Raw genomic sequence first — 20,106 nt, 5'->3', positions numbered from 1 at the left:
TTCCGGGAATGCTCGCCTGACAACCTCCGGTGCGTACCTCTTCCCCGTACGACCCCGAGGAGCAGCCGTGCAGACCCTCACTCCCGACACCGTCCCCGTCGTCATCAAGGACGACAACGTCGAGGTCCGCCTGACCCGGGTCGGGGAGATGACCGTCTCGTTCATCCGCCTCGCCGAGGGCACCGACCTCGGGCCCGCCCTCGTCGGCCTCGAGGGCGACTCCTGCCCCTGCCCGCACTGGGGCTACATGCTCGAAGGCCGCCTGCTCATGCGGGTGCCCGGCGGCGACCGCACCTACGCGGCGGGAGAGGCCTTCTACTGGGCGCCCGGACACGCACCGTTCGCCCTCACCGACTGCGCCTACGTCGACTTCTCACCCACGGCGGAGTTCGATCCGGTGATCACACACCTGACCGGGGCCTGAGGTCGCCGCCGACCTCGCGGTGGCGAAGCGGATCGAGTTCGCCCGCGTCGCGGATCGGGAGCAGCCTCCGGTGGGGTGACGCGCCGCCGCTAGCCCGGGGCTTTCACGGGTAGATCGCGCGGAGTGCGTGTCGCATAGCTGAAGGGTGCCGCTGACCAGCGACGATGTGGATTGTCTAGGCCCATATCCGTGCGAGTCGAGGAGCACCCTTCAGCTGAGCAAGACTACCGGCTTCTATCCCAGTCCTGGCATCGACACGACCGGCGCGTCGGTGGTGTCCCAGGCCGGCGCCACCGTGTTGACCGAGACCGTGCGGACGCTGGGTCTGGACCGGGCACTGTCGGCGGCCCTGCGGCCGTGGCGCCCGCAGACCGCGGTGCACGACCCGGCCAAGGTGCTCCTGGATCTCGCCGTCACCCTGGCCGCGGGTGGGGACTGCCTGGCCGATGTCGCGGTGTTACGCGCCGAACCGGGCCTGTTCGGACCAGTGGCCTGCGACCCGACGGTCTCCCGGGTCATCGACCGGCTCGCCGCCACCCCGGATGCGGCTCTGCGGGCGATCGCCGCAGCGCGGGCTCAGGCCAGAGCGCGGGCCTGGGCGCTGGCAGGGAATCAAGCCCTGACCACGGCGTGAATGCCGGATCGCCGCTGATCATCGACGTCGACGCCACCCTGTTGACTGCGCACTCGGACAAGGAGGGCGCCGCGCCCACGTTCAAGCGCGGCTACGGACACCATCCACTCTGGACGTTCGTCGATCACGGACCCGCCGGCACCGGGGAACCGCTGTCGGTGCTGCTGCGCCCGGGCAACGCCGGCAGCAACACCGCCGCCGACCACATCATCGTGCTGCGCGAGGCCCTGCACCAGCTCCCCGGACACCGCACCGGCACCCGGCCCGGACGCAAGATCCTGATCCGGGCCGACTCCGCCGGAGCCACCCACGACCTGCTGGACTGGATCGCCGGGCAGCGGTTGTCCTACTCGGTCGGATTCACCCTGCCCGACACCGCCGTCACGCTGATCGACGCGCTCCCCGAGCAGGCCTGGCAGACCGCCTACAACGCCGACGGCGAACCCCGCGACGGCGCCGCGGTCGTCGAACTCACCGGGCTGCTCGACCTGACACGCTGGCCAGAGGGCATGCGGGTGATCGTTCGCCGCGAACGACCACACCCCGGCGCACAGCTGCGCCTGACCGATGCCGACGGTAACCGACTCACCGCGTTCGCCACCAACACCCGCCCGGGCGGACCTGCCGCCAACTCGCCGACCTCGAACTCCGCCACCGCCGCCGCGCCCGCGCCGAGGACCGGATCCGCATCGCCAAGGACACCGGACTGCGCAACCTGCCCCTGCACGACCTGGCCCAGAACCAGATCTGGTGCGCCCTCGTCGCGCTCGCCTGCGAAATCACCACCTGGGCCCAGACCCTCGCCTTCACCGATCACACCGCGCGCCGGTGGGAACCCAAGCGGCTACGGCTGCGGATCTTCTCCGTCCCCGGTCGACTGGTTCGCTCCGCCCGCGCGACCGTGCTGCACCTGCCCGAACACGCGCCCTGGTCATCGCTCCTGATCAACGGGCTCACCCGGCTGCGCACTCTGCCAGCGCCACGCTGAGCACCACCCCGACCGCCCCGACCGCCCCGACCGCCCCGACCGCCCCGACGAGAATCCGCTGGACCGGACCGTGGAACCGACGCCCACCCCCGAGCGACCCCGGGGCGAACTGTCATACCCCTGGCCCAGAACCGGCCCCCGAACATCGGCACCGACCGATGACGACCACTCACGACCGGCCCGTGAAAGATCCGGGCTAGCGACCGAGCGCGCCCTGAACCGCGGCGATACCGTGGTGGATGACGAGCCGGTCACCGAACGGTCCGCCGGCGAGCAGGCCGTCCACCACTCCACCCTTGGTCACGAAGTGCAGACCGATGCAGTCCGTCTGGACGTGCTCGGCCATGCGGGCGAGCTTCGCTACGGCGCCGGCTCGCAGCTCGGTCACCCCGGTCAGATCGACGACCACCGCCCGGGGAAGATCTTTGAGGCAGCGGTCGACGGCCCGACGCAGCTCGCCGCCCGTAACCCGGTCCAGCCGACCGCGGGCTCGTACAACGGGCACCCCAGGTCGTAGGCGTCCGCACTCGACGGTGAACTCCTGCTCGAGGGCCGGTGGTCGGACGGCGTCCCAGCACATCGGCGGCTCCTGTGCTGCAGGTACTGATCTTCTTCACAATCGAACGTCGACGGCGCGTTCCGGCAAGCACCGAATACGCGCCGCCCTGACCAATCCGCGCAGTTGGTGGGCGACCGGCATGAGCCAAGGCGTGTCGTTGAGCGAGGACTGCTGTATCGCGTCGGCCTGGAGGACGCGGTGCGCGGGCTGCCCCGACGAAGTCAACGGCCGCGCGCCGGATGCCCCTGCATGGACGAGCGCGCCCAACGCCTTCTGCCTGGCGGCAGCCACGAATTGACCACGCCGTCAACCGCTTCCGACCGATCCTTGCAAGAGGCCAGGCGCCCGAGGAGTAGCCGATATGGCGGACCCACGCCCAGCGCTGGGCCGCTGCGCAACGGTCAGCAGCCTGGCTGAAGCACCTACGCTGTCCGCTCGCTCCGCGCCGACGCCTGGCTAGGCGTTCGAGGGATCAAGCGAAACGGCGGCGCGATGAGCACCCCTTGGCATCGGTCCGCACCCGACCGGCGTCTGTATTGAGTCCCCGAAGCAATGCAGCTGCCGATCCTCCGCCGGACCGTTACCTAGGACAACAGATTTGCGCAGGCCCGACTTCGATCTGTCCGGCAATGAAGCACCAGGGAAGCGGCGGAGGCTCTGATCCCGCGGAAGGGTGGAGATCGTATCCCCGCCGCCTGGGTCGTCCGGCCGACGAGAGTGCTGCCGTTCGTCCGCGAGGTCGTCCGGCGCGCACCGCCTGTGCGGCGGGTCAGCGGCGAGTCAGCGGCGGGCGGACAGATCCTGGCCGTTCTCGCCCCCCGAGGTGGGCGATGATGTCTCGCTCGACGTCGCAGATGTGCCGTACGGGCGTCGCGGGTTCGTCGCCCGACGACTGCGTCGACGATCGCGCAGTGCCCGACGTGGGCCTCATCCGAACGAGGCTCCCCCGCCAGCCTGGCGGCCTGCGACGACGGTCGTGCCCACGCCACTAGGTCGTACGAGCTGCGCGTGGAACACCCGGCGAGTAGCTCGACCTTGCCGGTATACCAGCATCCATGCATACTGGGGCCGTGTCCGACGCACTGTCAATGAAGCCGCAGCGGGTCGTCAACCTGACAGACCGCGTGTTCGAGGCTCTGGAAGACGCCATCGTCCGCTGCGAGCTCCAGCCCGGCGAGGTCGTGACCGACCGGACTCTGAGCTTGCGCCTCGACGTGAGCCGGACCCCGGTTCGCGAGGCGCTGCAGCGCCTCGCCGCCTCCGGCCTCGTGGTCCCCCGCGACCGCGGGCCGGGATGGGAGGTCGCGGGGTTCGACGAGCGTGACCTCGCCGAGCTCTTCGAACTCCGCAAGGCGCTGGAACCGATGGGGCTGCGACAGCTACTCGCCGACAACTCGGATGCACGCACAATTCACGCGCTAGCGCGGTTCTTCGACGATTTCGACGAGCCGATGGAGGTAGACCGGTATGCAGACTACTTCCAACGCGACAACGAGTTCCACAAGAAGATCGTTTCGTGCACCGGGAACAGTCGAGTAATCGGGTTCTACGGTATTGTCGAGCGACAGATCGACCGCGGACGCCACTTCCTCTCCACCGGATACCAGGGCCGGATCGAGGAGAACCTCACGGAGCACCGGAGGATCACCCGCGCCATCGGCGCTCGCGACGTCGAGGAAGCCGTGGCGGCCCTCCTCCATCACCTCCAGCGCGGCGAGGAGCTGATGGTCGAACACATCAAGGCGGAGCGCGCGGCCGGGCGCCTCTGAACAACGAGAAGCGCCACCACCGGCCCTCGGGGCCGAATGGCGCACGCCCCCACGCCAGCAGACCGTTCAGGAGATTTCATGACTGGTTCAGTGCTGCCCGAGAACGTCCAGTTGCGCGAGCGCACCGCGTTACGCGCATTCGACTACGAGATACCGACGAGGATCATCGGTGGGCCCGCCGCCATCGCCCGCCTCGGCGGGGAGCTCACCCGCTACGGGGTGCGCAACCCGGTGGTCATCACAGACGCGGGGATCCGCGCGGCCGGAATCCTCGACATCGTGCTCACCCACCTCCCGGGATCGGTGCCGGTGTTCGACGGGATCGCTTCCGATCCCACGACCGACTCCGTCGAGGAGGCTGCACGGGTCATCAGGGAGGGCGTTCACGACGGCGTGATCGCAATCGGGGGCGGCAGCCCGCTCGACGCGGCCAAGGCCGCGGCCGCCGCTGCAACGACGGGCCGACCCGTCTTGGATCTCGTGGGTCCCGACAAGGTGGACATCGCACCCACGACCCTGATCGCGGTGCCGACCACGGCCGGAACCGGCAGCGAGGTCACCCGGTTCTGTGTGCTGAGCGACGCGGCTTCGCGCCGCAAGGTCAGCATCTCCTCGATGCGGGTGATGCCGAAGCTGGCGTTGCTCGATCCCGAGCTGACGACCGGGCTCCCCGCCGGTCTTACCGCCGCGACCGGGTTCGACGCGCTCGCTCACGCCGTCGAGTCCTACTGCAGCGTCTGGAACAACCCGATCTCCGAGGGGCATGCACGCCACGCCGTCACTCTCATCGGCACCCACCTCCGAACCGCAGTGAACCGCCCGGCGGACCTGCCCGCTCGTATGGGCATGCTGGCCGCGAGCTGCATCGCCGAGCTCGCGGCGAACTCGACCCGGTTGGGCCTCGCCCATGCACTGGCCGTACCGCTCGGGGCCGCGCACAGCATCCCGCACGGCATCGCGGTGGCCCACATGCTCCCGGAGATGTGCGCGTTCAACGAGGAGGCCGAGCCGGCGCGGTGCGCCGAGCTCGCCCGCTGCCTCGCCCCAGGTGCCCGCAGCCTGTCGGAGGCGGTACGTGCCCTGCGCGCGGATGTCGGCCTGACGACGCGGCTGCGGGACTGGAAGGTAACGGAGCGAGATTTCTCGCCCATCGTCGAACTCGCGCTGTCCAGCGACAACACGCGGGCGAACCCGCGGATCGCGGGAGCGAACGAGCTGACCGACCTCCTGCGGGCAGCAGCGTGAGCCTGCTGCTGTTCCCTCGGGAGGAGCTCACCGCACTCGCCGAACGGATGCTCGGCGCGACCGGTCTGGCCGAGCACGCCGCCGAGCTCGTGGCCGAAAGCCTCGTGGACGCCGACCGGCGCGGTGTCGCGTCGCACGGCCTGATCCGGCTGCCGATCTACATCGAGCGGTTGCGGAAGGGCATGGTCGACCGCACCGCTGTTCCCACCGTGAAGACCTCCGGGGCCCGCGCCGGAGTCGACGGACACAACGCCATGGGCGCGCTCGTCGCGAGCGAGGCGATGGGCGTCGCGTGTGCGCTCGCCGACGACTACGGCATCGGTACCAGCGTGGCGTGCCACAGCAACCATTGCGGGACGATGGGCTTCTACGCACGGCGAGCTGCCACAAAGGGCTACCTCGCCGTCGCGATGTCCAACGCCCCGGTCACCATGACCTACCACGGCGGGCGTACCCGCGCGGTGGGCACGAACCCGCTCGCAGTGGCGATCCCACGCCCCGCCGGGTCGCCGGTCGTGCTGGACGTCGCCTCCAGCGCCGTCGCGCGAGGGAAGATCATCGTTGCCGAACGCAAGGGTGAATCCATCCCCGCCGGTTGGGGTGTCGACCCGGACGGCCGGCCGACCACGGTGGCCGCGGAGGCGCTGGAGGGCGCTGTGCTTCCGTTCGCCGGTCCGAAGGGCTCCGGGCTGGCCCTGGTGATCGACGTCCTCTGCGGCGTGCTCGCGGGGGCGGCGTCGGGTCCCGACATCGGCGACATGTACGAGAACTGGGACCGCCCGCAGAACGTCGGGCACGTCTTCCTGGCCGCCCGGCTCACCGAACTCCTCGATCGCTACGGCCCGGCCCTGGAGGAATTCCTGCAGACGGTGCAGGACGTTCCGGCCGCCGAGGGTTTCGACTCCGTCCTGTTACCCGGAGAACCCGAGGAAAGGGCGGCTCAGCTGGCTGATCGGCGCGGTGTGCCGGTCGTCGCGAGCACCTGGACCGAGCTCTGCGCGCTCGCGCGCGAGCTGGGGGTCGAGGTGCCGGTCGGGGCGCCTGAGCTGTCCTCCTCCTGACACGTCGAAGGAACAACGATGTTCACCATCAGACGATCGATGCTGGGTGTGGCCCTGCTGGTGATGGCGCTCACCTCGGCGTCGTGCGCGGCCACGGGAAGCACACCTGCCGGGGTGACGACACTGACCCTCGGCCACACGTGGTCGAAAACCGACGCCAACGCCGAGGCCGTGCAGGCGTTCGCCGACGAGGTACAGCGCGAGAGCGGCGGGTCGCTACGCATCGAGATCTATCCCAGCGGCCAGCTCGGCGACGACGCGGAAGCTCTCGAAGGGCTCGGCCTCGGGACGGTCGACATGTGGGTCGGAGGTTCCGGCGTCTACAGCCAGATGACCCCGGTGGGCCAGTTCCTCGTCCTCCCCTACCTCTACGACGACATCGACGACGCCATGCGCCACTACAACGGAGATCTCGGACGCGCCGTACAAGAGCGGATCAGTAGGGACACCCGCACCAGGGTGCTCGCCTTCTGGCCACGCGGGGCACGGCATCTCACGCTCAACAGCGCTGCAACGACCCCGCAGGACATCGCCGGACTACGCATCCGAGTGCCGGAGAACCCCATGATCCTGCGCTCCTGGCAGGCGTTCGGGGCGAGCCCGACACCCATGGCGTTCGGTGACGTCCTCACCGCACTCGAGCAGGGCGCGCTGGAGGGCCAGGAGAATCCGCTCGCCACGATCGACTCGGCCGGGCTCTCGGTGGCGCAGTCCACCTTGATCCTGACCGGCCACGTCATCGAGCCGACAGCGATGTCGATCGGCGCGTCGGCGTGGGAACGGCTGGACGAGGGCCAGCGCGCGCTCCTGGAGCGGATCGCGAACGGACCGGTTCGCGATGGCCTCCTCGACTTCGTGCGCTCCGAGGAGACCAGGCTCGAAGGCGAGCTCGCGGAGGACGGCATGCAGGTCGTCAGACCGGACCGGGCGGCGTTCCGCGACCGGGTCGCCGGCCTCGCCGAGCGGGCCGGTCCCGTAGTCACCGAACTGTCAGCGATGGCGGAGGCGTCATGAGCGCGGACCTGACCGGGAAGGACACCGGACCGGACGGCTTCGAGGACTTCCACGACTTCGACGGGGGCCCCGGCTGGGCGAACCGGACCTTGGGCGGATTCTGCGCCGCGGCACTGGCTGCGATCACGTTCGTGCTGCTCCTGCAGGTCGCGATGCGGTACGTGGCCCAGAGCCCGCTGGTGTGGGTCGACGAGGTCACCCGAATCCTGATGGTCTGGCTGACGTTCACGGGTGCCGCTCTCGCCTACCGGACGGGCAGCCACATCGGCATCAACGCAGTGGTCGACTCCGCGTTCGTGCGGTCTCGACCCTGGGTGGCCAGGGCCGCTGCGCTGGTCATCGAGGCCGTCGTGCTGGCGGGCAGCCTGGCGCTGCTGATCGGCGGAACGATCATGCTGATCCGGACGGCGGGGCACACCACGCCGGCTCTGCAGCTCCCGATAGCCGTGCTGTTCCTGCCCGCGCCGTTGTCGGGTGCGCTCGTCCTCTGCAGCGCCGCGGCGAACTGGACTGCACGGCTGCGGCCGTCGAATGCGGTGATCAGCTCATGACCAGCGGAATCCTGCTCCTCTCGACGCTGTTCCTGCTCATCCTCGTCGGCGTTCCGGTGGCCTACGCCTTCCTCGGGGCTGGGTTGATCTTCGTGGTGGTCGCACTCGACGTACCCGCCGCGCCACTCGTCGCGCAGGCGACGACCGGAGGAGCCGACTCCATCCCGCTCACCGCGATCCCGCTGTTCCTGCTCGCCGGATCGCTCATGAACGCCGGTGGGATCACGCGTCGGCTCGTCGAGTTCGCCTCGGTGCTCTTCGGACGGCTCCCCGGTGGCCTGGGCGTGGTCAACGTCGGCACGAACGTCTTCTTCTCGGGGATCTCCGGCTCGGCGGCCGCCGATGCGTCGGCGATCGGCAAAGCCATGATCCCCGGCATGGCGGCCCAGGGCTATCCGCGCGCGTTCAGCGCTGCCCTGACGTCGACAGCGTCGATCATCGGGCCGATCATCCCCCCGTCCATCCCGTTGATCGTCTACGCGATCGCGGCGAACCAGAAGATCAAGCCGCTACTCGTGGCCGGGATCCTGCCCGGCCTGCTGCTGGCGGCGGTCCTCATGGTGATGGTGATCGTGTTGGCACTACGTCGGAACTACCCGCGCCAGGGTCTTGTCTCCGCGCGCGTCGCCGTGCTCGCCACGCGGGACTCGCTGGCGGCCCTGCTGATGCCCGGGATCATCATCGCCGGCATCGTCTTCGGCTGGTTCACCGCGACCGAGGCGGCCGCGGTGGCCGTGCTCTATGCGCTGCTGCTCTCCACCGTGTTCTACCGCGAGCTCGACTGGCGGCGGCTGCCCGCCGTCTTCCTCGACGCCGCCCGCAGCTCCGCGGTAATCCTCTTCATCATCGCGGCGGCAGCCGTGCTCGGGCAGGTCTTCGTGCGCACCGGATTCCCCTCGGCCCTCGCCGACACCCTGGGCGTGCTGGGACCGGTGCTGTTCCTGGTGGTCGTGAACCTGATCCTGCTCGTGTTCGGCACCTTCATGGAGGGCAACGCGGCGATCATCATCTTCACACCGCTGCTCCTGCCTACTGCTGTCGCGCTGGGGATCGATCCGATCCACTTCGGGATCATCGTCGTCTTCAACCTGATGATCGGCCTGGTCACTCCCCCCGTCGGCATGTCGCTGTTCATCAGTTCGAACATCGCGCGGCTGCCGATCCTCACCGTCGCCAGGGCCAACATCCCGTTCCTCGCGGCAGCGCTGGTGACGCTCGTAGCGATCACGTTCTGGCCGCAGCTCAGCCTGGCCCTCACCTGAGGTCCGGACCGACCGAAAGAGAGAATCAATGTCAGAGTGCTTGATCTATTCGCGCCCGCCCGAGGCGCCCGCGGACGCCGTAGCGGCGCTGGCGGGGTTTCCCACCGCGGCGATCTCGGACGGGTTGGGCCGGGTGGGCGGCGCACCGGGCCTGCGGGCCTGGTCCAAGGTCACCGCGATGGCGGGACCAGCTCTCACCGTGCATACCCGGCCCGGCGACAACCTTGCCGTGCACAAGGCCCTCGACGTCGCCGAGCCAGGTGACGTCCTGGTCATCGCGGGCGGCGGCGACCGGGAACGCGCCCTCGTAGGCGGCCTCGCGGGCCACTATGCGGTACAGCGGGGCATCGTGGGGATCGTGCTCGACGGCGCGGTCCGCGATCTCGACGAGCTCCACGCGCTGCCCATCCCGGTCTTCGCGCTAGACGTGTCGCACCAGGGCCCCTACAAGGACGGGCCCGGCGTGATCGGCGGCCCGGTAGCGGTCAGGGGCACGAGCGTGGACACCGGGGACGTCGTCGTGGCCGACCAGGACGGGGTCGTGTTCGTCCCGCGCCACCGCACAGCAGAGGCGATCGAGGGGGCCCGGCAGATCACCGAGAACGAGGCGCGCTCGATGGGCGCCATCCAGTCGGGCTCCTGGACGCGACCTTTCGTCGAGGCGATCACCGTCCGGCACCTGCAACGACAGGAGGGCTGACCGTTGACCGACTTCCTCCAGCTGATCCCCTCCGCAGAGGGTGCCCCGGCGCTGCTCATCGGCGGCGAGGCCGTGCCGGCCACGGAGTACGAGGACGTGACCGACCCGGCGACGGGCGCGGTCGTGGCCGCGCAACCCCTCGCCGGCAACGCCGAGGTCGACCGCGCCGTCCGTGCCGCGGGCGCTGCAGCGACGACCTGGGCGGGGCTGCCCGGGCGCCGGCGCGGCGCCGTCCTGCTGCGATGGGCCCAGCTGCTGCGCGAGAACAGCGAGGCACTGGCCCGGCTGGCCACGGCGGAGATGGGCAAGCCGCTCGGCGAGTCGCGCGGCGAGGTCGAACGCGCCGCGTCCGAGATCGAGTACGCGGCGGGTGAGGCGGCCCGGATGACCGGGCAGACGATCCCGGGTGACCTCCCCGAAGCACTCGTCGTCACCGAGCGGATCCCCCTCGGGATCATCGCCGCAATCACGCCGTGGAACTTCCCCATCGTCTCCCCGGTCCGCAAGATCGCACCGGCGTTGGCAGCGGGTGACACGGTCGTGGTCAAGCCGGCGGAAGAGGCACCGTTCTCCGCGCTGGCCGTGGTCGGGCTGCTCGAAGAGGCGGGGTGCATCCCCGGCGCGGTGAACGTCGTCTGCGGTGCCGGGCCCATGGTCGGCGCCGCCCTCGTCGAACACCCGGGCGTCGACGGCATCAGCTTCACCGGATCGACATCGGTAGGACGGCGCATCGCCGAGACAGCAGCCCGGCGGCTCGCACCGGTGCAGTTGGAGCTCGGCGGAAAGAACGCCGCTTACGTCCACAGCGCCGTCGACCTCGGCAGGGTGGCCGACGAGATCGTTGCAGCCGCAATGCAGTGCACGGGGCAGCGGTGCACCGCGATCAGCCGGGTCGTCGTCGAGAACGATTTGGCCGACGAGCTGGTCGCAGCGCTCGCTGCCCGGGTCGACGCCCTGACGGTCGGCCCGGGCACCGATCCCGGCACGAACGTCGGACCCCTGGTCAGCATGCGTCAGCAGCACACCGTCGTGGATCACGTACAGCGCGGCCTCGCCGGCGGCGCCATCCGCGCGAGCGCCGAGCGCCCGGTGCCTCCCGACGGGCCCTACGTCGCCCCGGTGGTGCTCGACCACGTGACCCCGGACATGGCCGTCGCCACCGAGGAAATCTTCGGCCCTGTGCTATCGGTCCTTCGGGTCGAAGGGCTTGATGAGGCGATCGCCGTGGTCAACGGAACCGAGTACGGTCTCGCCGCCTCCGTCTTCAGTACCGACATGGACGTTGCGCTGCGGTTCATGCGCGGCGTCGGGAGCGGCATGGTCCACGTCAACCACGGCACCGCCAGCGAACCCCACGTGCCGTTCGGCGGAGTCGCCGGCAGCGGCATGGGAGCCTTCTCCATCGGTGACACGGCCAAGGAGTTCTTCACCCGGCTCCGCGTCGGGTACCTGCGTGCTCCGGCGCCGGCTTGATCCGGACGCGCCCGAAAAGACCGTCCCACACCGCCGACACCCTCGGCAGTCGGCGATCACACGACCAGGACGACCTTCCCCACCATCCCGCCGGCCTCCACCATCTGGTGCGCCTCACGCAGGTTCGCGGCACGCTGGTCGATTGTGCTGTCAGTGATGAACTAGCTTACCGGTGGTTGCCACACATTGGGACGAGGTCGTCACAGCACTCGGCTACGAACACCTGCGCCGCTATGATCTACGCCATACCGGACTGACGTGGATGGCCGACGCCAGCGTTCCCGTGCATGTCCTCCGAGGGATCGCCGGACACGGCTTCTTGAAGACCACGCAGCGCTACCTGCACTCGGACTCGTCCACGGTCTTTGCCGCCGGTGAGTCCCTGACGGCCTACCTCCAGACACCGCGGGTCCCAGATGGTTCCCAGCATCGGTCGATGTAGATCGACACGAAGAGAGCCAACGCTCGTGGTTCGTGATCGAGGATCGCGGAGATCCCGCTGGTAGAAAACGCCCGAAGGCCGGTGTCCATCGATCTGGGCACCGGCCTCCGACCATCGTCGAAACGACAGGATTTGAACCTGCGACCCCTTGACCTCCCGTTCGGGGGCCAATGCGTAATCGCATGTCATGCCCATCCTGCCGCTGCTGCTGACGCCTTCAACGTGCGGTCGCGTGTGGTGAGTTCAGGAACGCTGGTCCCCCACTGGTCCCCGGCAGGGCGGTCGCGGCAAGGCGACTGCGGCGGTGACGGGCTGAGGCACACACGCCAACTCCCTGCCGATCTCCTTCGAAACCGGCGCACAACCGGCGAGCGTGTCCTCTTCGCACGAGCTCGGCCTACGCCGCCGCCAGGAGCTGTTCTGATCACGACGACAGGGCGGGTACCGGCCTCAGCTCGGGTCGGCCTTGACCACCAGGACGGGGCAGGCGGCCTCCAGGACGATGCGCTGCGCGGTGCTGCCGAGCAGGAACTTGCCCACCGCGCTGCGGTGGCGCGTGCCGACGACGAGCAGCTCGGCGTCGCGGTCCTGCGCGGCGCGCAGCACGCGGTCCGCCGGGTCCGGCATGTCGATCTCGACGACGTCCGCGGATGCGGGGATCCGCGCATCCGGCGGCACCGGCCCGGGCCCGGTGACGACGACGAGCGGGCGGCCGCGCAGCCCCGCCTCTCGGTGCGCGTGCTGCAGGGCGGCCCGGCCCTCCTCGCTGGCATGGTGGCCGACGACGATGCACATGTCCGTTCCTCTCGTGATCAGAAGGTCGCGATCAGAAGGCGAGCAGCCCGACCGGCAGGTCGACGGGCAGCAGGGACGGCAGCAGCGCGATCAGCACGCCCGTGGCCACCGTGTAGACGACGACCGTGCGGGGCCGCACGCGCGCCGCCCAGAGCAGGAACGCCGGCACGAACACCAGCAGGGCCGCGAGGTAGCCGCCGAGGACGACGAGGGCGAGGAACGCGCTCATCCAGGCGAACGTGCTCGTCGCGACGCGTACGTCGGAGGTGATGCCGGGCAGCGGCGCCGCATCGGCCGGACGGCCACGCAGGCGCCGGACCTCGGTGGCGAGCAGCACGGCGGCCATGACCGCACCCGCGGTGCAGACCAGCCGCGGCATGAGTCGCGCGTCGGCGGAGAACTCACCGGCCGCGATCCAGCCCACGACGAACACGCCGAGCATCCCGGCCGCCGTGGCGAGCGACCAGATCGACCCCGCCAGCTCACCCTCCTCCTCGACCGGCGCCCGGTGGTGCCCGTCGTCGGCGTCGAGCCGCCTGCGGGTGCGCAACCGCTTCACCACGGCGAGCACGAGCGGGGCCACGAGCACCGCGAGGAACACCAGCACCCATGGCCGGGTCAGCCAGTCGCTGCCCTCGTACACGGAGTCGGTGAGGAAGTAGTAGCGCTCCAGCGGCACGGCGAGCACGAAGCCGATGAGGAACGGCGCGCGCGGGAAACCGGTGGCCTTGAGCAGCCAGCCCAGCGCGCCGAGCCCGATCATCACCCACAGGTCGCCGATCTGGCCGCTCTCCTGGTAGGCCCCCAGCAGCATGACCACGACCAGCCCCGGCCCGAGCACCGCGAACGGGACCTTCGTGATCCGGGCCAGCCACCGGGTGCCCAGGAAGCACAGCAGCGCACCGAGCACCGAGGCGATCGCGAACGACCAGATGATCAGGTACAGCAGATCGAGGTGGTCGGTGACGATCGCCGGACCCGGCTGGATGCCGTAGGTCAGCAGCATGCCCAGCAGCATCGCGGCGGGAACGCCGCCGGGGATGCCGAACAGCAGCGTCGGGATGAGGTCGCCCGCCTCGACGGAGTTGTTGGCACCCTCCGGGCCGACGATGCCGCGCGGGTCGCCCTTGCCGAACTTCCGCTTGTCCTTCGCCGTCGCGACGGCCTGGCCGTAGGCCAGCCAGGTGCCCGCGGTGGCGCCGACGCCGGGCAGCACACCGGCCCAGATGCCGATCAGGGAACCGCGCAGCACCTGCGCCCAGTGCGTCAGCCATTCCCGCACGCCCGCCCGGTAGCCGCCGCTCAGCTGCACCTCGCCCCCGGTCGGCAGCCGCCGCTGCCCGGCCCGGGACGCGATCTCGGCCAGCCCGAACACGCCGAGGGCCACCGCCACGAGCGACAGGCCGTCACCGAGGAACAGGCTGCCGAAGGTGAAGCGGTACTCGGCGGTGGTCGGCGAGGTGCCGACGGTGCCCAGCAGCAGCCCGAGCAGGCCCGCGACCAGGCCCTTGGCCACGTTGCCGCGCGACAGGCCTGCGGCCAGCGCGACCCCGAGCACCGTGAGCATGAACAGCTCCGGGCTGCCGAACGACAGCACCAGCGGCCTGGCCAGCGGGATGGCCAGCGTCAGCCCGACCGCGCCGAGGATCCCGCCGGCCATCGACGACAGGAACGACAGCGACAGGGCCCGCGTCGCCTGCCCGTTGCGCGCCATCGCGTACCCGTCGAGCATCGTGACGCTCGCCGACGCCGAGCCGGGTGCGCCGAGCAGCACCGCGGCCACGGTGTCGGACGTGTGCACGACGGCGAGCGCGCCGATCAGCAGCGCGAGCGCCTGGGGCGGCTCCATCCCGAACGTGACGGGCAGCAGGATCGCCACGGCACCGGTGCCCCCGAGGCCGGGAACCAGTCCGATCACCAGGCCGGCGAGCACGCCGACCACCAGCATGAGCAGCAACGACGGGTCCGCGAGGGACGCCAGCGCCGCCAGGGCGGAGTCGAGCATCGTGTCCCCTCAGTCCAGCTCGACGCCGTAGCGGTCGCGCAGGAGCGCGATCACGTAGGCGCGGGCGTCGTCGTCGACGGTGTACGCGGCGCGCACCCGGCCGTCCAGGTCGGCGTCGGCCACCAGCGGGTAGCCGCCCAGTACCTTGTCGGCCTCCGCCTGGAAGGCCGGGTCGGCGCCCAGTCGGTCGGCCGAGGTCCGCAGCGTGGCCACCGCCTCCGCGGGCGTGTCCGCCGGCACCCACATCGCCTTCTGATAGGTGTAGGTCGCGCCGAGCAGGCTGCGGTAGGCGTCGTAGACCTCCCCGTCGGGTGCCGTGCCGTGCAGCTGCTCGTAGACCTCGACCACCGTCGGCACGTCCGGGAAGTTCGGGTCGCGCACCACCCGGCCGTCGGAGTCGAGCTGGCCCAGCGCCATGATCGGTACCGCGCTGCCGTCGGCGACCATCGGCGCGACGGCGGGTCCCCACGCCGAGGTCGTCTGGTAGTCGAGATCGATCTCGCCGCGCTGCACGGCCAGGTTCACCGGGCCGCGGCCCTCGAAGCCGAAGATCGCCTCGACGTCGGCGCCGATGAGGTCGAACGCGACGAGGGTGGTCAGGTCCAGTCCGGTGGCGCTGATCCCGCCGAAGGTCAGCGGGGCGTCGCGGCCGACGAGGTCGGCGGCCTCGCTGATGCCTGCGGCCGTGCGGCCGTAGACGACGGCACCGGTGCCGTTGGCGAGCACCGGGGTGAGCTCGGCGAAGTCGTAGGCCACCTCGGAGCGGTCGAGGATCCACGGGACCACGGTGGTGGCCGTGCTGACCAAGACGTGGGTGCCGTCGGCGTCGGCGCCCGCGACGAAGCGGTTGGTGCCGACGATGCCCTCCCCGCCCGCGTCGTTGACCGGCGCGAAACCGGGGACGCCGGGGATGGTCCTCGTGAGTCCATGGCCGATGAAGCGGCCCCAGGTGTCGGTGCCGCCGCCTTCCGCGAGCGGGATGACGACCTCGACGGTCTCCCCCGTCCAGTCACCGTCGGTGGTGCCTGCCGGCCGGTGCAGCACACCGCCGCCGAACACCGCCGCCACGAGCGCCAGCACCAGGAACCCGGCCATGATGGCCAGCGCCGTCCGGCGGGCAGGTGGGGGCGGATCGGCGGCCGACCCCTCGGTTGCGGTCAGGTCGAGCGTGCTCGTCATCGCCGTGCCACCTCCTCGTGGTCGTGCCGGACATCCTGCACGGCCGCCGTGCGAGCGTCGGCGGGCGCTGCGTCGGGGAGTGCGAGGGTGGCCTCGGCCAGCCGACGCGCGGTGCGGAGCACCCCGACGGCGGGTCGGCCGTCGATCTCACGGGTGCGGGTCTCGACGACACCGGCCGGCGTGAGCAGCCGCAGGACGTGCCCCGGCATGCGGGGGACGACCGTGCCCGGCTCACCGGCGGCCATCGTCACCGCGACGCTGCCGGTGATGGCCAGTGCGGGATGCGTGCGGCCCATCGAGAGCATGCGGACCACGAGGTCGGCGTCCTCCCCCGGCCGCGGGGCGGCGACGAGCGCGACCTTGGGCACGGCCCGCTCGGCGCGGGCGGCGTCGCCGGCCAGACCCATCCGCACCGCGGCCTGCCGGCGCAGGGCCTCCAGCTCGGCGAGCACGCCGGGGCGGGCGTCGATCTCGGTGGGGGTCTCCCGCCCGTCGAGGCCGACCGAGGCCGGGGCCAGTACGAGCACCGGCGCACCGGCGTCGATCATCGTGACGGGGACGGGTCCGGACGTTCCGTCCAGCACGTCGAGCGCGCGGCCGGTGGGCAGGAGCGCTCCGGTGGTGCGGCCCGCGGGATCGACGAACCACATCCGCACGGCGGTGCCGGGGAAGAACACGCCGGGGATCCGGGTGCTGCCGTCCTCGTCGAGGATCCCGCCGGGGGTGGGGACCTGCAGGACGATGAGCTGACCGGTGTTGGTGTTGTGCACCCGCACCGACGTGGAGGCGCCGTGCGGCGCCACCCAGCCGCGGCGCACCGCGTAGAGGCCGACCACCGACGAGCAGTTCCCGCAGTTGCTGCCCCAGTCGACCCGCTGCTCGTCCACGGCCACCTGGGCGAAGGTGTAGTCGACATCCACGTCCGGTCGCCGGGACGGCGCAAGGATGACGGCCTTGCTCGTCGTCGACGTCGCACCGCCCACACCATCGACCTGGCGCGGGTCCGGACTGCCGTACAGCCGCAGCAGCACCTCGTCCACGCTGCGCCCCGGTACCTCCAGCCGCTCGCGCTCGAACACCCAGCACTTGCTGGTTCCGCCACGCATCCACGTCGACGCGATCTCCCGCACCGGCCACCTCCGCACTCGTCCGCGGCAGGACTGTGCAGACCGAACGGGCTGTAGCACAATCACGAGTCACTTCAGCGCCCTGAAGTCACGCTTCAACCTACGGAGGCCCCGTGCTCGACGTCCGGCGCCTGGCGCTGCTGGCGGCCGTCCTCGACACGGGGTCGATGACGGCCGCCGCGGAGGAGCTGAACTACACCCCGTCCGCGGTGTCGCAGCAGCTGCGGCGGCTCGAGGCCGAGGTCGGCCAGCCGCTGCTGCACCGGCAGCCGCGCGGGGTCACCCCGACCGAGGCCGGCGCGGTGCTGGCTGACCACGCGCGCCGCGTCGTGCGGCAGCTCGCGGCGGCCGAGGCCGATCTCGCCGAGATCGCGGGGCTCCGAAGGGGAGTGCTGGAACTGGGCACGTTCCCGACCATCGCGAGCTCCCTGCTGCCGCTGGCCGTGAGCAGGTTCCGCGCGGCGCACCCGGCGATCCGGCTCACGGTGCGCAGCGCCCGGTTCGACGAGCTGGTGCGCGTGCTCGAGGACGGCACAGTGGGCATGTCACTGCTGTGGGACTACGAGTGGAACCGCCTGGACCCCGCCCGGTTCGCCCTGACCCACCTGCTCGACGACCCGACCGCGCTGGTCGTCGCGGCCGACCACCCGCTCGCCCGGCGCCGCGTCGTCGACATGACCGCGCTGGCCAGCGAGGACTGGATCGTTCGGGCCCACGACCACCCGGTGGCCGAGGTGCTGGAACGCAGCTGCCGCACCGCGGGCTTCACGCCGCGGATCGCCTTCCACGCCAACGACTACCAGGAGGCGCAGGCCATGGTCAGCGTCGGACTGGGCGTCGCGCTGGCCCCCCGCACGGCGGTCGCGACCACCCACCCCGCCGTGCGGGTCGTCGGGCTGGGTCGCTCCGCTCCGTCCCGGCGGATCCTGCTCGCCCACCGCCACGACCGGGTGCGCGCGGCCGCCGAGCTCGCCATGCACCAGGTGCTGGTCGAGGTGGCCCGGGAGCACCGCACGCGAGCGTGAAGCAGCGCTACCGGCAACTGCGCTCCAACTGCACGCGGACGACACCAACTCACACCAGAACGACGCAGCGGGCCAACCCTCCGCCTCGAGCAGGCGGGTCATCGCGGCGGGGAACGTCACGGCGGAGATGGCGTACGCGGTCGTCCCGGCGATCGCGACGAAGAGCAGCGGCTTGCGGCGGAATAGCGGGAGCTTCACCAACGGCTCCGGCGCGCGCCTCGCGTGGCGGAAAGAACAAGGCGTCGTGGTCGCGTCAGGTGGCGCGTTGGACCACTGCTGATCGGCAGGCCTGGTTCAGGCCGCCCGCGCGTCCGGTTCGGCCCTCACGCCCGTTGATACCGCCGCGCCCGCCGCGGGTGCGCTTCTGAATCCCATGCCGCGACGTCCACCGCACAAGCGCCCTGACCGACCTACCCGAGTCGGATCAAGCGAACTCTGAGGAGCGCGAGTTCCCACGTTGAGTACCCGAACGCCGTCGCGCGCACCCTTGCGGTCCGTGCCGCCCACGATCGTCCACTCAGGTGAGCTCGCGGCCCTGGGTCTCTGGGGTGAGCAGCGTGGTGACCAGGCCAATCAGCACCAGCACGACCATGTAGAGGGCGAACACCCACTGCAGATCGCGGCTGGTCAGCCAGGTGAGCGTGTAGGGCGCGGTACCACCGAAGATCGCGACGACGAACGAGTACGGGACCCCGATCCCCGATGCCCGCACGGCCGTCGGAAACAACTCGGCAAAATAGGCCGGCATGATCCCGACGAACGCACCGAGGAAGAACAGCGCAACCATCATGATCACGGTGAGACGGACGGCCGAACCGTTGAGCGCACCGAGCAGCGGGAACGACAGCACCACGAACGCGACCCCGTAGGTGATGAACACGGGTTTGCGCCCGAACCGATCCGACAGCTTGCCCCACAAAGGGAGGGTGACCATGAAGAAGACGTTCGCGATGACGCTGCCCCAAAGGGCCCCGGTGGCCGGCACGCCTTTGGCGCTGATCGCGAACCCGGAGACACCGACGGCCCAGATGTAGTAGACGACAGTCACGCCGAGGCTCAGCCCGAGAATGCGGGCCAGCTGATCTTGCTCGCGGCGAGGCCGCGCAACAGCACCCGGGTGGAGCGTGGAGCGGCTCCGGTGGAGTTCGAATCGTCGTCCTGTCCGGTGAAGGCGTCGGTCTCCGGGAGGGTGCGACGCAGGTGCAGCCCGACCACGCCGAGAAGGCCGCCGATGAGGAACGGTATACGCCACGCCCAGTCGCGGACGGTGTCCGTTCCCAACGCGCTGGTGGCCCCGGCCCCGATCAGGGAAGCGAGCACGATGCCGGCGGTGACCGAGACATAGAGGCTGGTCGACCACAGCCCCCGCCGCGCTCGCGGCGCGATCTCGGCGATGTAGGTGTAGGAGGCGGCGATCTCACCTCCGTGGGCCAGGCCCTGAGCGAGGCGTGCAAGGACCAGGACGACGGCGGCCCAGATGCCGATCTGGGAGTGCGTGGGGGCGATGCCGACGACCAGGCTGCCGGCCGCCATAAGCAGCATCGAGGTGGTCATCGAAAAGCGCCGGCCGCGGCGGTCGGCGAGCCATCCGAAGAAAAACCCGCCGATCGGGCGCATGAGGAAGCCGACCGCGAACACGGCCAGCGTGGACAACAACGCACCGGTCGGGCTGTCGTCGACGAAGAACTGGGCGGCGAAGAACGGCGCGAAGATCGCGTATACGCTCCAGTCGTACCACTCCAGGGTATTCCCGACGCCGGCTCCCAGGAGGGTGCGGAACGGTTGCTGGACGGTGCCCGTCGACGCGCCTGACGCCGGTACTTCACTCGGAGCCGACATTGGCCCTCCAGAAC

General features: G+C 70.6%; 18 protein-coding genes and 1 pseudogene. 12 read left to right on the top strand and 7 right to left on the bottom strand.

Features of this window, described 5'->3' with window-relative positions; genetic code table 11:
- Positions 1-67: 67 nt before the first annotated feature.
- Positions 68-424, top strand: coding sequence for a hypothetical protein (locus CFP66_RS38920; RefSeq protein WP_094930380.1), 357 nt, complete (start codon positions 68-70; stop codon positions 422-424).
- A gap of 214 nt (positions 425-638) precedes the next feature.
- A pseudogene (locus CFP66_RS38915) lies at positions 639-2,046 on the top strand (IS1380 family transposase).
- Positions 2,047-2,242: 196 nt separating this feature from the next.
- Here the strand turns inward: CFP66_RS38915 and CFP66_RS38910 are convergent.
- On the bottom strand, positions 2,243-2,551 hold the full coding sequence (locus tag CFP66_RS38910; protein WP_143517527.1) for a hypothetical protein: 309 nt from the start codon (positions 2,549-2,551) through the stop codon (positions 2,243-2,245).
- A 1,124-nt stretch (positions 2,552-3,675) separates the two neighbouring features.
- Here CFP66_RS38910 and CFP66_RS38900 point away from each other — a divergent pair.
- The 9 genes from CFP66_RS38900 to CFP66_RS38860 all read left to right on the top strand — a co-directional run bounded on the left by CFP66_RS38900 (position 3,676) and on the right by CFP66_RS38860 (position 12,122).
- Positions 3,676-4,374, top strand: coding sequence for a GntR family transcriptional regulator (locus tag CFP66_RS38900; RefSeq protein ID WP_158228389.1), 699 nt, complete (start codon positions 3,676-3,678; stop codon positions 4,372-4,374).
- A 78-nt stretch (positions 4,375-4,452) separates the two neighbouring features.
- The gene (locus CFP66_RS38895; RefSeq protein WP_158228388.1) at positions 4,453-5,619 is read left to right on the top strand and encodes an iron-containing alcohol dehydrogenase family protein; all 1,167 of its coding nucleotides are present in this window, start codon (positions 4,453-4,455) and stop codon (positions 5,617-5,619) included.
- Entirely contained in the window at positions 5,616-6,680 is a 1,065-nt protein-coding gene (locus tag CFP66_RS38890; RefSeq protein ID WP_094930375.1) for an Ldh family oxidoreductase, read from the top strand. The genes CFP66_RS38895 and CFP66_RS38890 overlap by 4 nt, the downstream gene beginning before the upstream one ends.
- Before the next feature lie 18 nt (positions 6,681-6,698).
- The gene (locus CFP66_RS38885) at positions 6,699-7,694 is read left to right on the top strand and encodes a TRAP transporter substrate-binding protein (protein ID WP_094930374.1); all 996 of its coding nucleotides are present in this window, start codon (positions 6,699-6,701) and stop codon (positions 7,692-7,694) included.
- Positions 7,691-8,245, top strand: a complete 555-nt coding sequence (locus tag CFP66_RS38880) for a TRAP transporter small permease (protein ID WP_094930373.1) — start codon at positions 7,691-7,693, stop codon at positions 8,243-8,245. The genes CFP66_RS38885 and CFP66_RS38880 overlap by 4 nt, the downstream gene beginning before the upstream one ends.
- Positions 8,242-9,507 (top strand): TRAP transporter large permease, encoded by a 1,266-nt coding sequence (locus CFP66_RS38875; RefSeq protein ID WP_094930372.1) that lies wholly within the window; start codon positions 8,242-8,244, stop codon positions 9,505-9,507. Before CFP66_RS38880 ends, CFP66_RS38875 begins: the two co-directional genes overlap by 4 nt.
- A 40-nt stretch (positions 9,508-9,547) precedes the next feature.
- Complete coding sequence (locus CFP66_RS38870) at positions 9,548-10,207, top strand: hypothetical protein (RefSeq protein ID WP_198961970.1); 660 nt, start codon at positions 9,548-9,550, stop codon at positions 10,205-10,207.
- Positions 10,208-10,210: 3 nt separating this feature from the next.
- On the top strand, positions 10,211-11,680 hold the full coding sequence (locus CFP66_RS38865; RefSeq protein WP_094930370.1) for an aldehyde dehydrogenase: 1,470 nt from the start codon (positions 10,211-10,213) through the stop codon (positions 11,678-11,680).
- A gap of 172 nt (positions 11,681-11,852) precedes the next feature.
- Entirely contained in the window at positions 11,853-12,122 is a 270-nt protein-coding gene (locus CFP66_RS38860; RefSeq protein ID WP_094930369.1) for a tyrosine-type recombinase/integrase, read from the top strand.
- Between the two features lie 450 nt (positions 12,123-12,572).
- Here CFP66_RS38860 and CFP66_RS38855 read toward each other — a convergent pair whose 3' ends face one another.
- From CFP66_RS38855 to CFP66_RS38840, 4 genes are read right to left on the bottom strand one after another with little or no spacing between them, the layout of a single operon-like run.
- Entirely contained in the window at positions 12,573-12,917 is a 345-nt protein-coding gene (locus CFP66_RS38855) for a universal stress protein (protein ID WP_094930368.1), read from the bottom strand.
- A 31-nt stretch (positions 12,918-12,948) separates the two neighbouring features.
- Positions 12,949-14,922: a tripartite tricarboxylate transporter permease gene (locus tag CFP66_RS38850; RefSeq protein ID WP_094930367.1), complete on the bottom strand. Its 1,974-nt coding sequence runs from the start codon at positions 14,920-14,922 to the stop codon at positions 12,949-12,951.
- A gap of 9 nt (positions 14,923-14,931) precedes the next feature.
- A complete protein-coding gene (locus CFP66_RS38845; protein ID WP_094930366.1) occupies positions 14,932-16,101 on the bottom strand; it encodes a tripartite tricarboxylate transporter substrate binding protein in 1,170 nt (389 codons plus the stop codon).
- A complete protein-coding gene (locus tag CFP66_RS38840) occupies positions 16,098-17,231 on the bottom strand; it encodes a PrpF domain-containing protein (RefSeq protein WP_094930365.1) in 1,134 nt (377 codons plus the stop codon). The genes CFP66_RS38845 and CFP66_RS38840 overlap by 4 nt, the downstream gene beginning before the upstream one ends.
- Before the next feature lie 110 nt (positions 17,232-17,341).
- On the opposite strand from CFP66_RS38840, the gene CFP66_RS38835 reads away from it, so the two are divergent.
- On the top strand, positions 17,342-18,253 hold the full coding sequence (locus CFP66_RS38835; RefSeq protein ID WP_094930364.1) for a LysR family transcriptional regulator: 912 nt from the start codon (positions 17,342-17,344) through the stop codon (positions 18,251-18,253).
- 517 nt (positions 18,254-18,770) lie between these two features.
- Here the strand turns inward: CFP66_RS38835 and CFP66_RS49535 are convergent.
- The gene (locus CFP66_RS49535; RefSeq protein WP_233160069.1) at positions 18,771-19,301 is read right to left on the bottom strand and encodes an MFS transporter; all 531 of its coding nucleotides are present in this window, start codon (positions 19,299-19,301) and stop codon (positions 18,771-18,773) included.
- Positions 19,302-19,309: 8 nt separating this feature from the next.
- Positions 19,310-20,092 (bottom strand): MFS transporter, encoded by a 783-nt coding sequence (locus CFP66_RS49530; protein ID WP_233160068.1) that lies wholly within the window; start codon positions 20,090-20,092, stop codon positions 19,310-19,312.
- Positions 20,093-20,106: the final 14 nt, after the last annotated feature.

The organism is Pseudonocardia sp. MH-G8 (assembly GCF_002262885.1).
In the GTDB taxonomy this organism is placed as follows: Bacteria; Actinomycetota; Actinomycetes; order Mycobacteriales; family Pseudonocardiaceae; genus Pseudonocardia.
The sequence above is the reverse complement of the archived record's forward strand: the minus strand, read 5'-3'. Positions and strand labels throughout refer to the sequence as shown.

Excerpts from the sequence above, each read along its gene's own strand:
- CFP66_RS49530 (WP_233160068.1), bottom strand. The coding sequence starts at position 20,092 with ATGTCGGCTCCGAGTGAAGTACCGGCGTCAGGCGCGTCGACGGGCACC.
- CFP66_RS38895 (WP_158228388.1), top strand. The coding sequence starts at position 4,453 with ATGACTGGTTCAGTGCTGCCCGAGAACGTCCAGTTGCGCGAGCGCACC.
- CFP66_RS38875 (WP_094930372.1), top strand. The coding sequence starts at position 8,242 with ATGACCAGCGGAATCCTGCTCCTCTCGACGCTGTTCCTGCTCATCCTC.
- CFP66_RS38855 (WP_094930368.1), bottom strand. The coding sequence starts at position 12,917 with ATGTGCATCGTCGTCGGCCACCATGCCAGCGAGGAGGGCCGGGCCGCC.
- CFP66_RS38885 (WP_094930374.1), top strand. The coding sequence starts at position 6,699 with ATGTTCACCATCAGACGATCGATGCTGGGTGTGGCCCTGCTGGTGATG.
- CFP66_RS38880 (WP_094930373.1), top strand. The coding sequence starts at position 7,691 with ATGAGCGCGGACCTGACCGGGAAGGACACCGGACCGGACGGCTTCGAG.
- CFP66_RS38845 (WP_094930366.1), bottom strand. The coding sequence starts at position 16,101 with ATGACGAGCACGCTCGACCTGACCGCAACCGAGGGGTCGGCCGCCGAT.
- CFP66_RS38850 (WP_094930367.1), bottom strand. The coding sequence starts at position 14,922 with ATGCTCGACTCCGCCCTGGCGGCGCTGGCGTCCCTCGCGGACCCGTCG.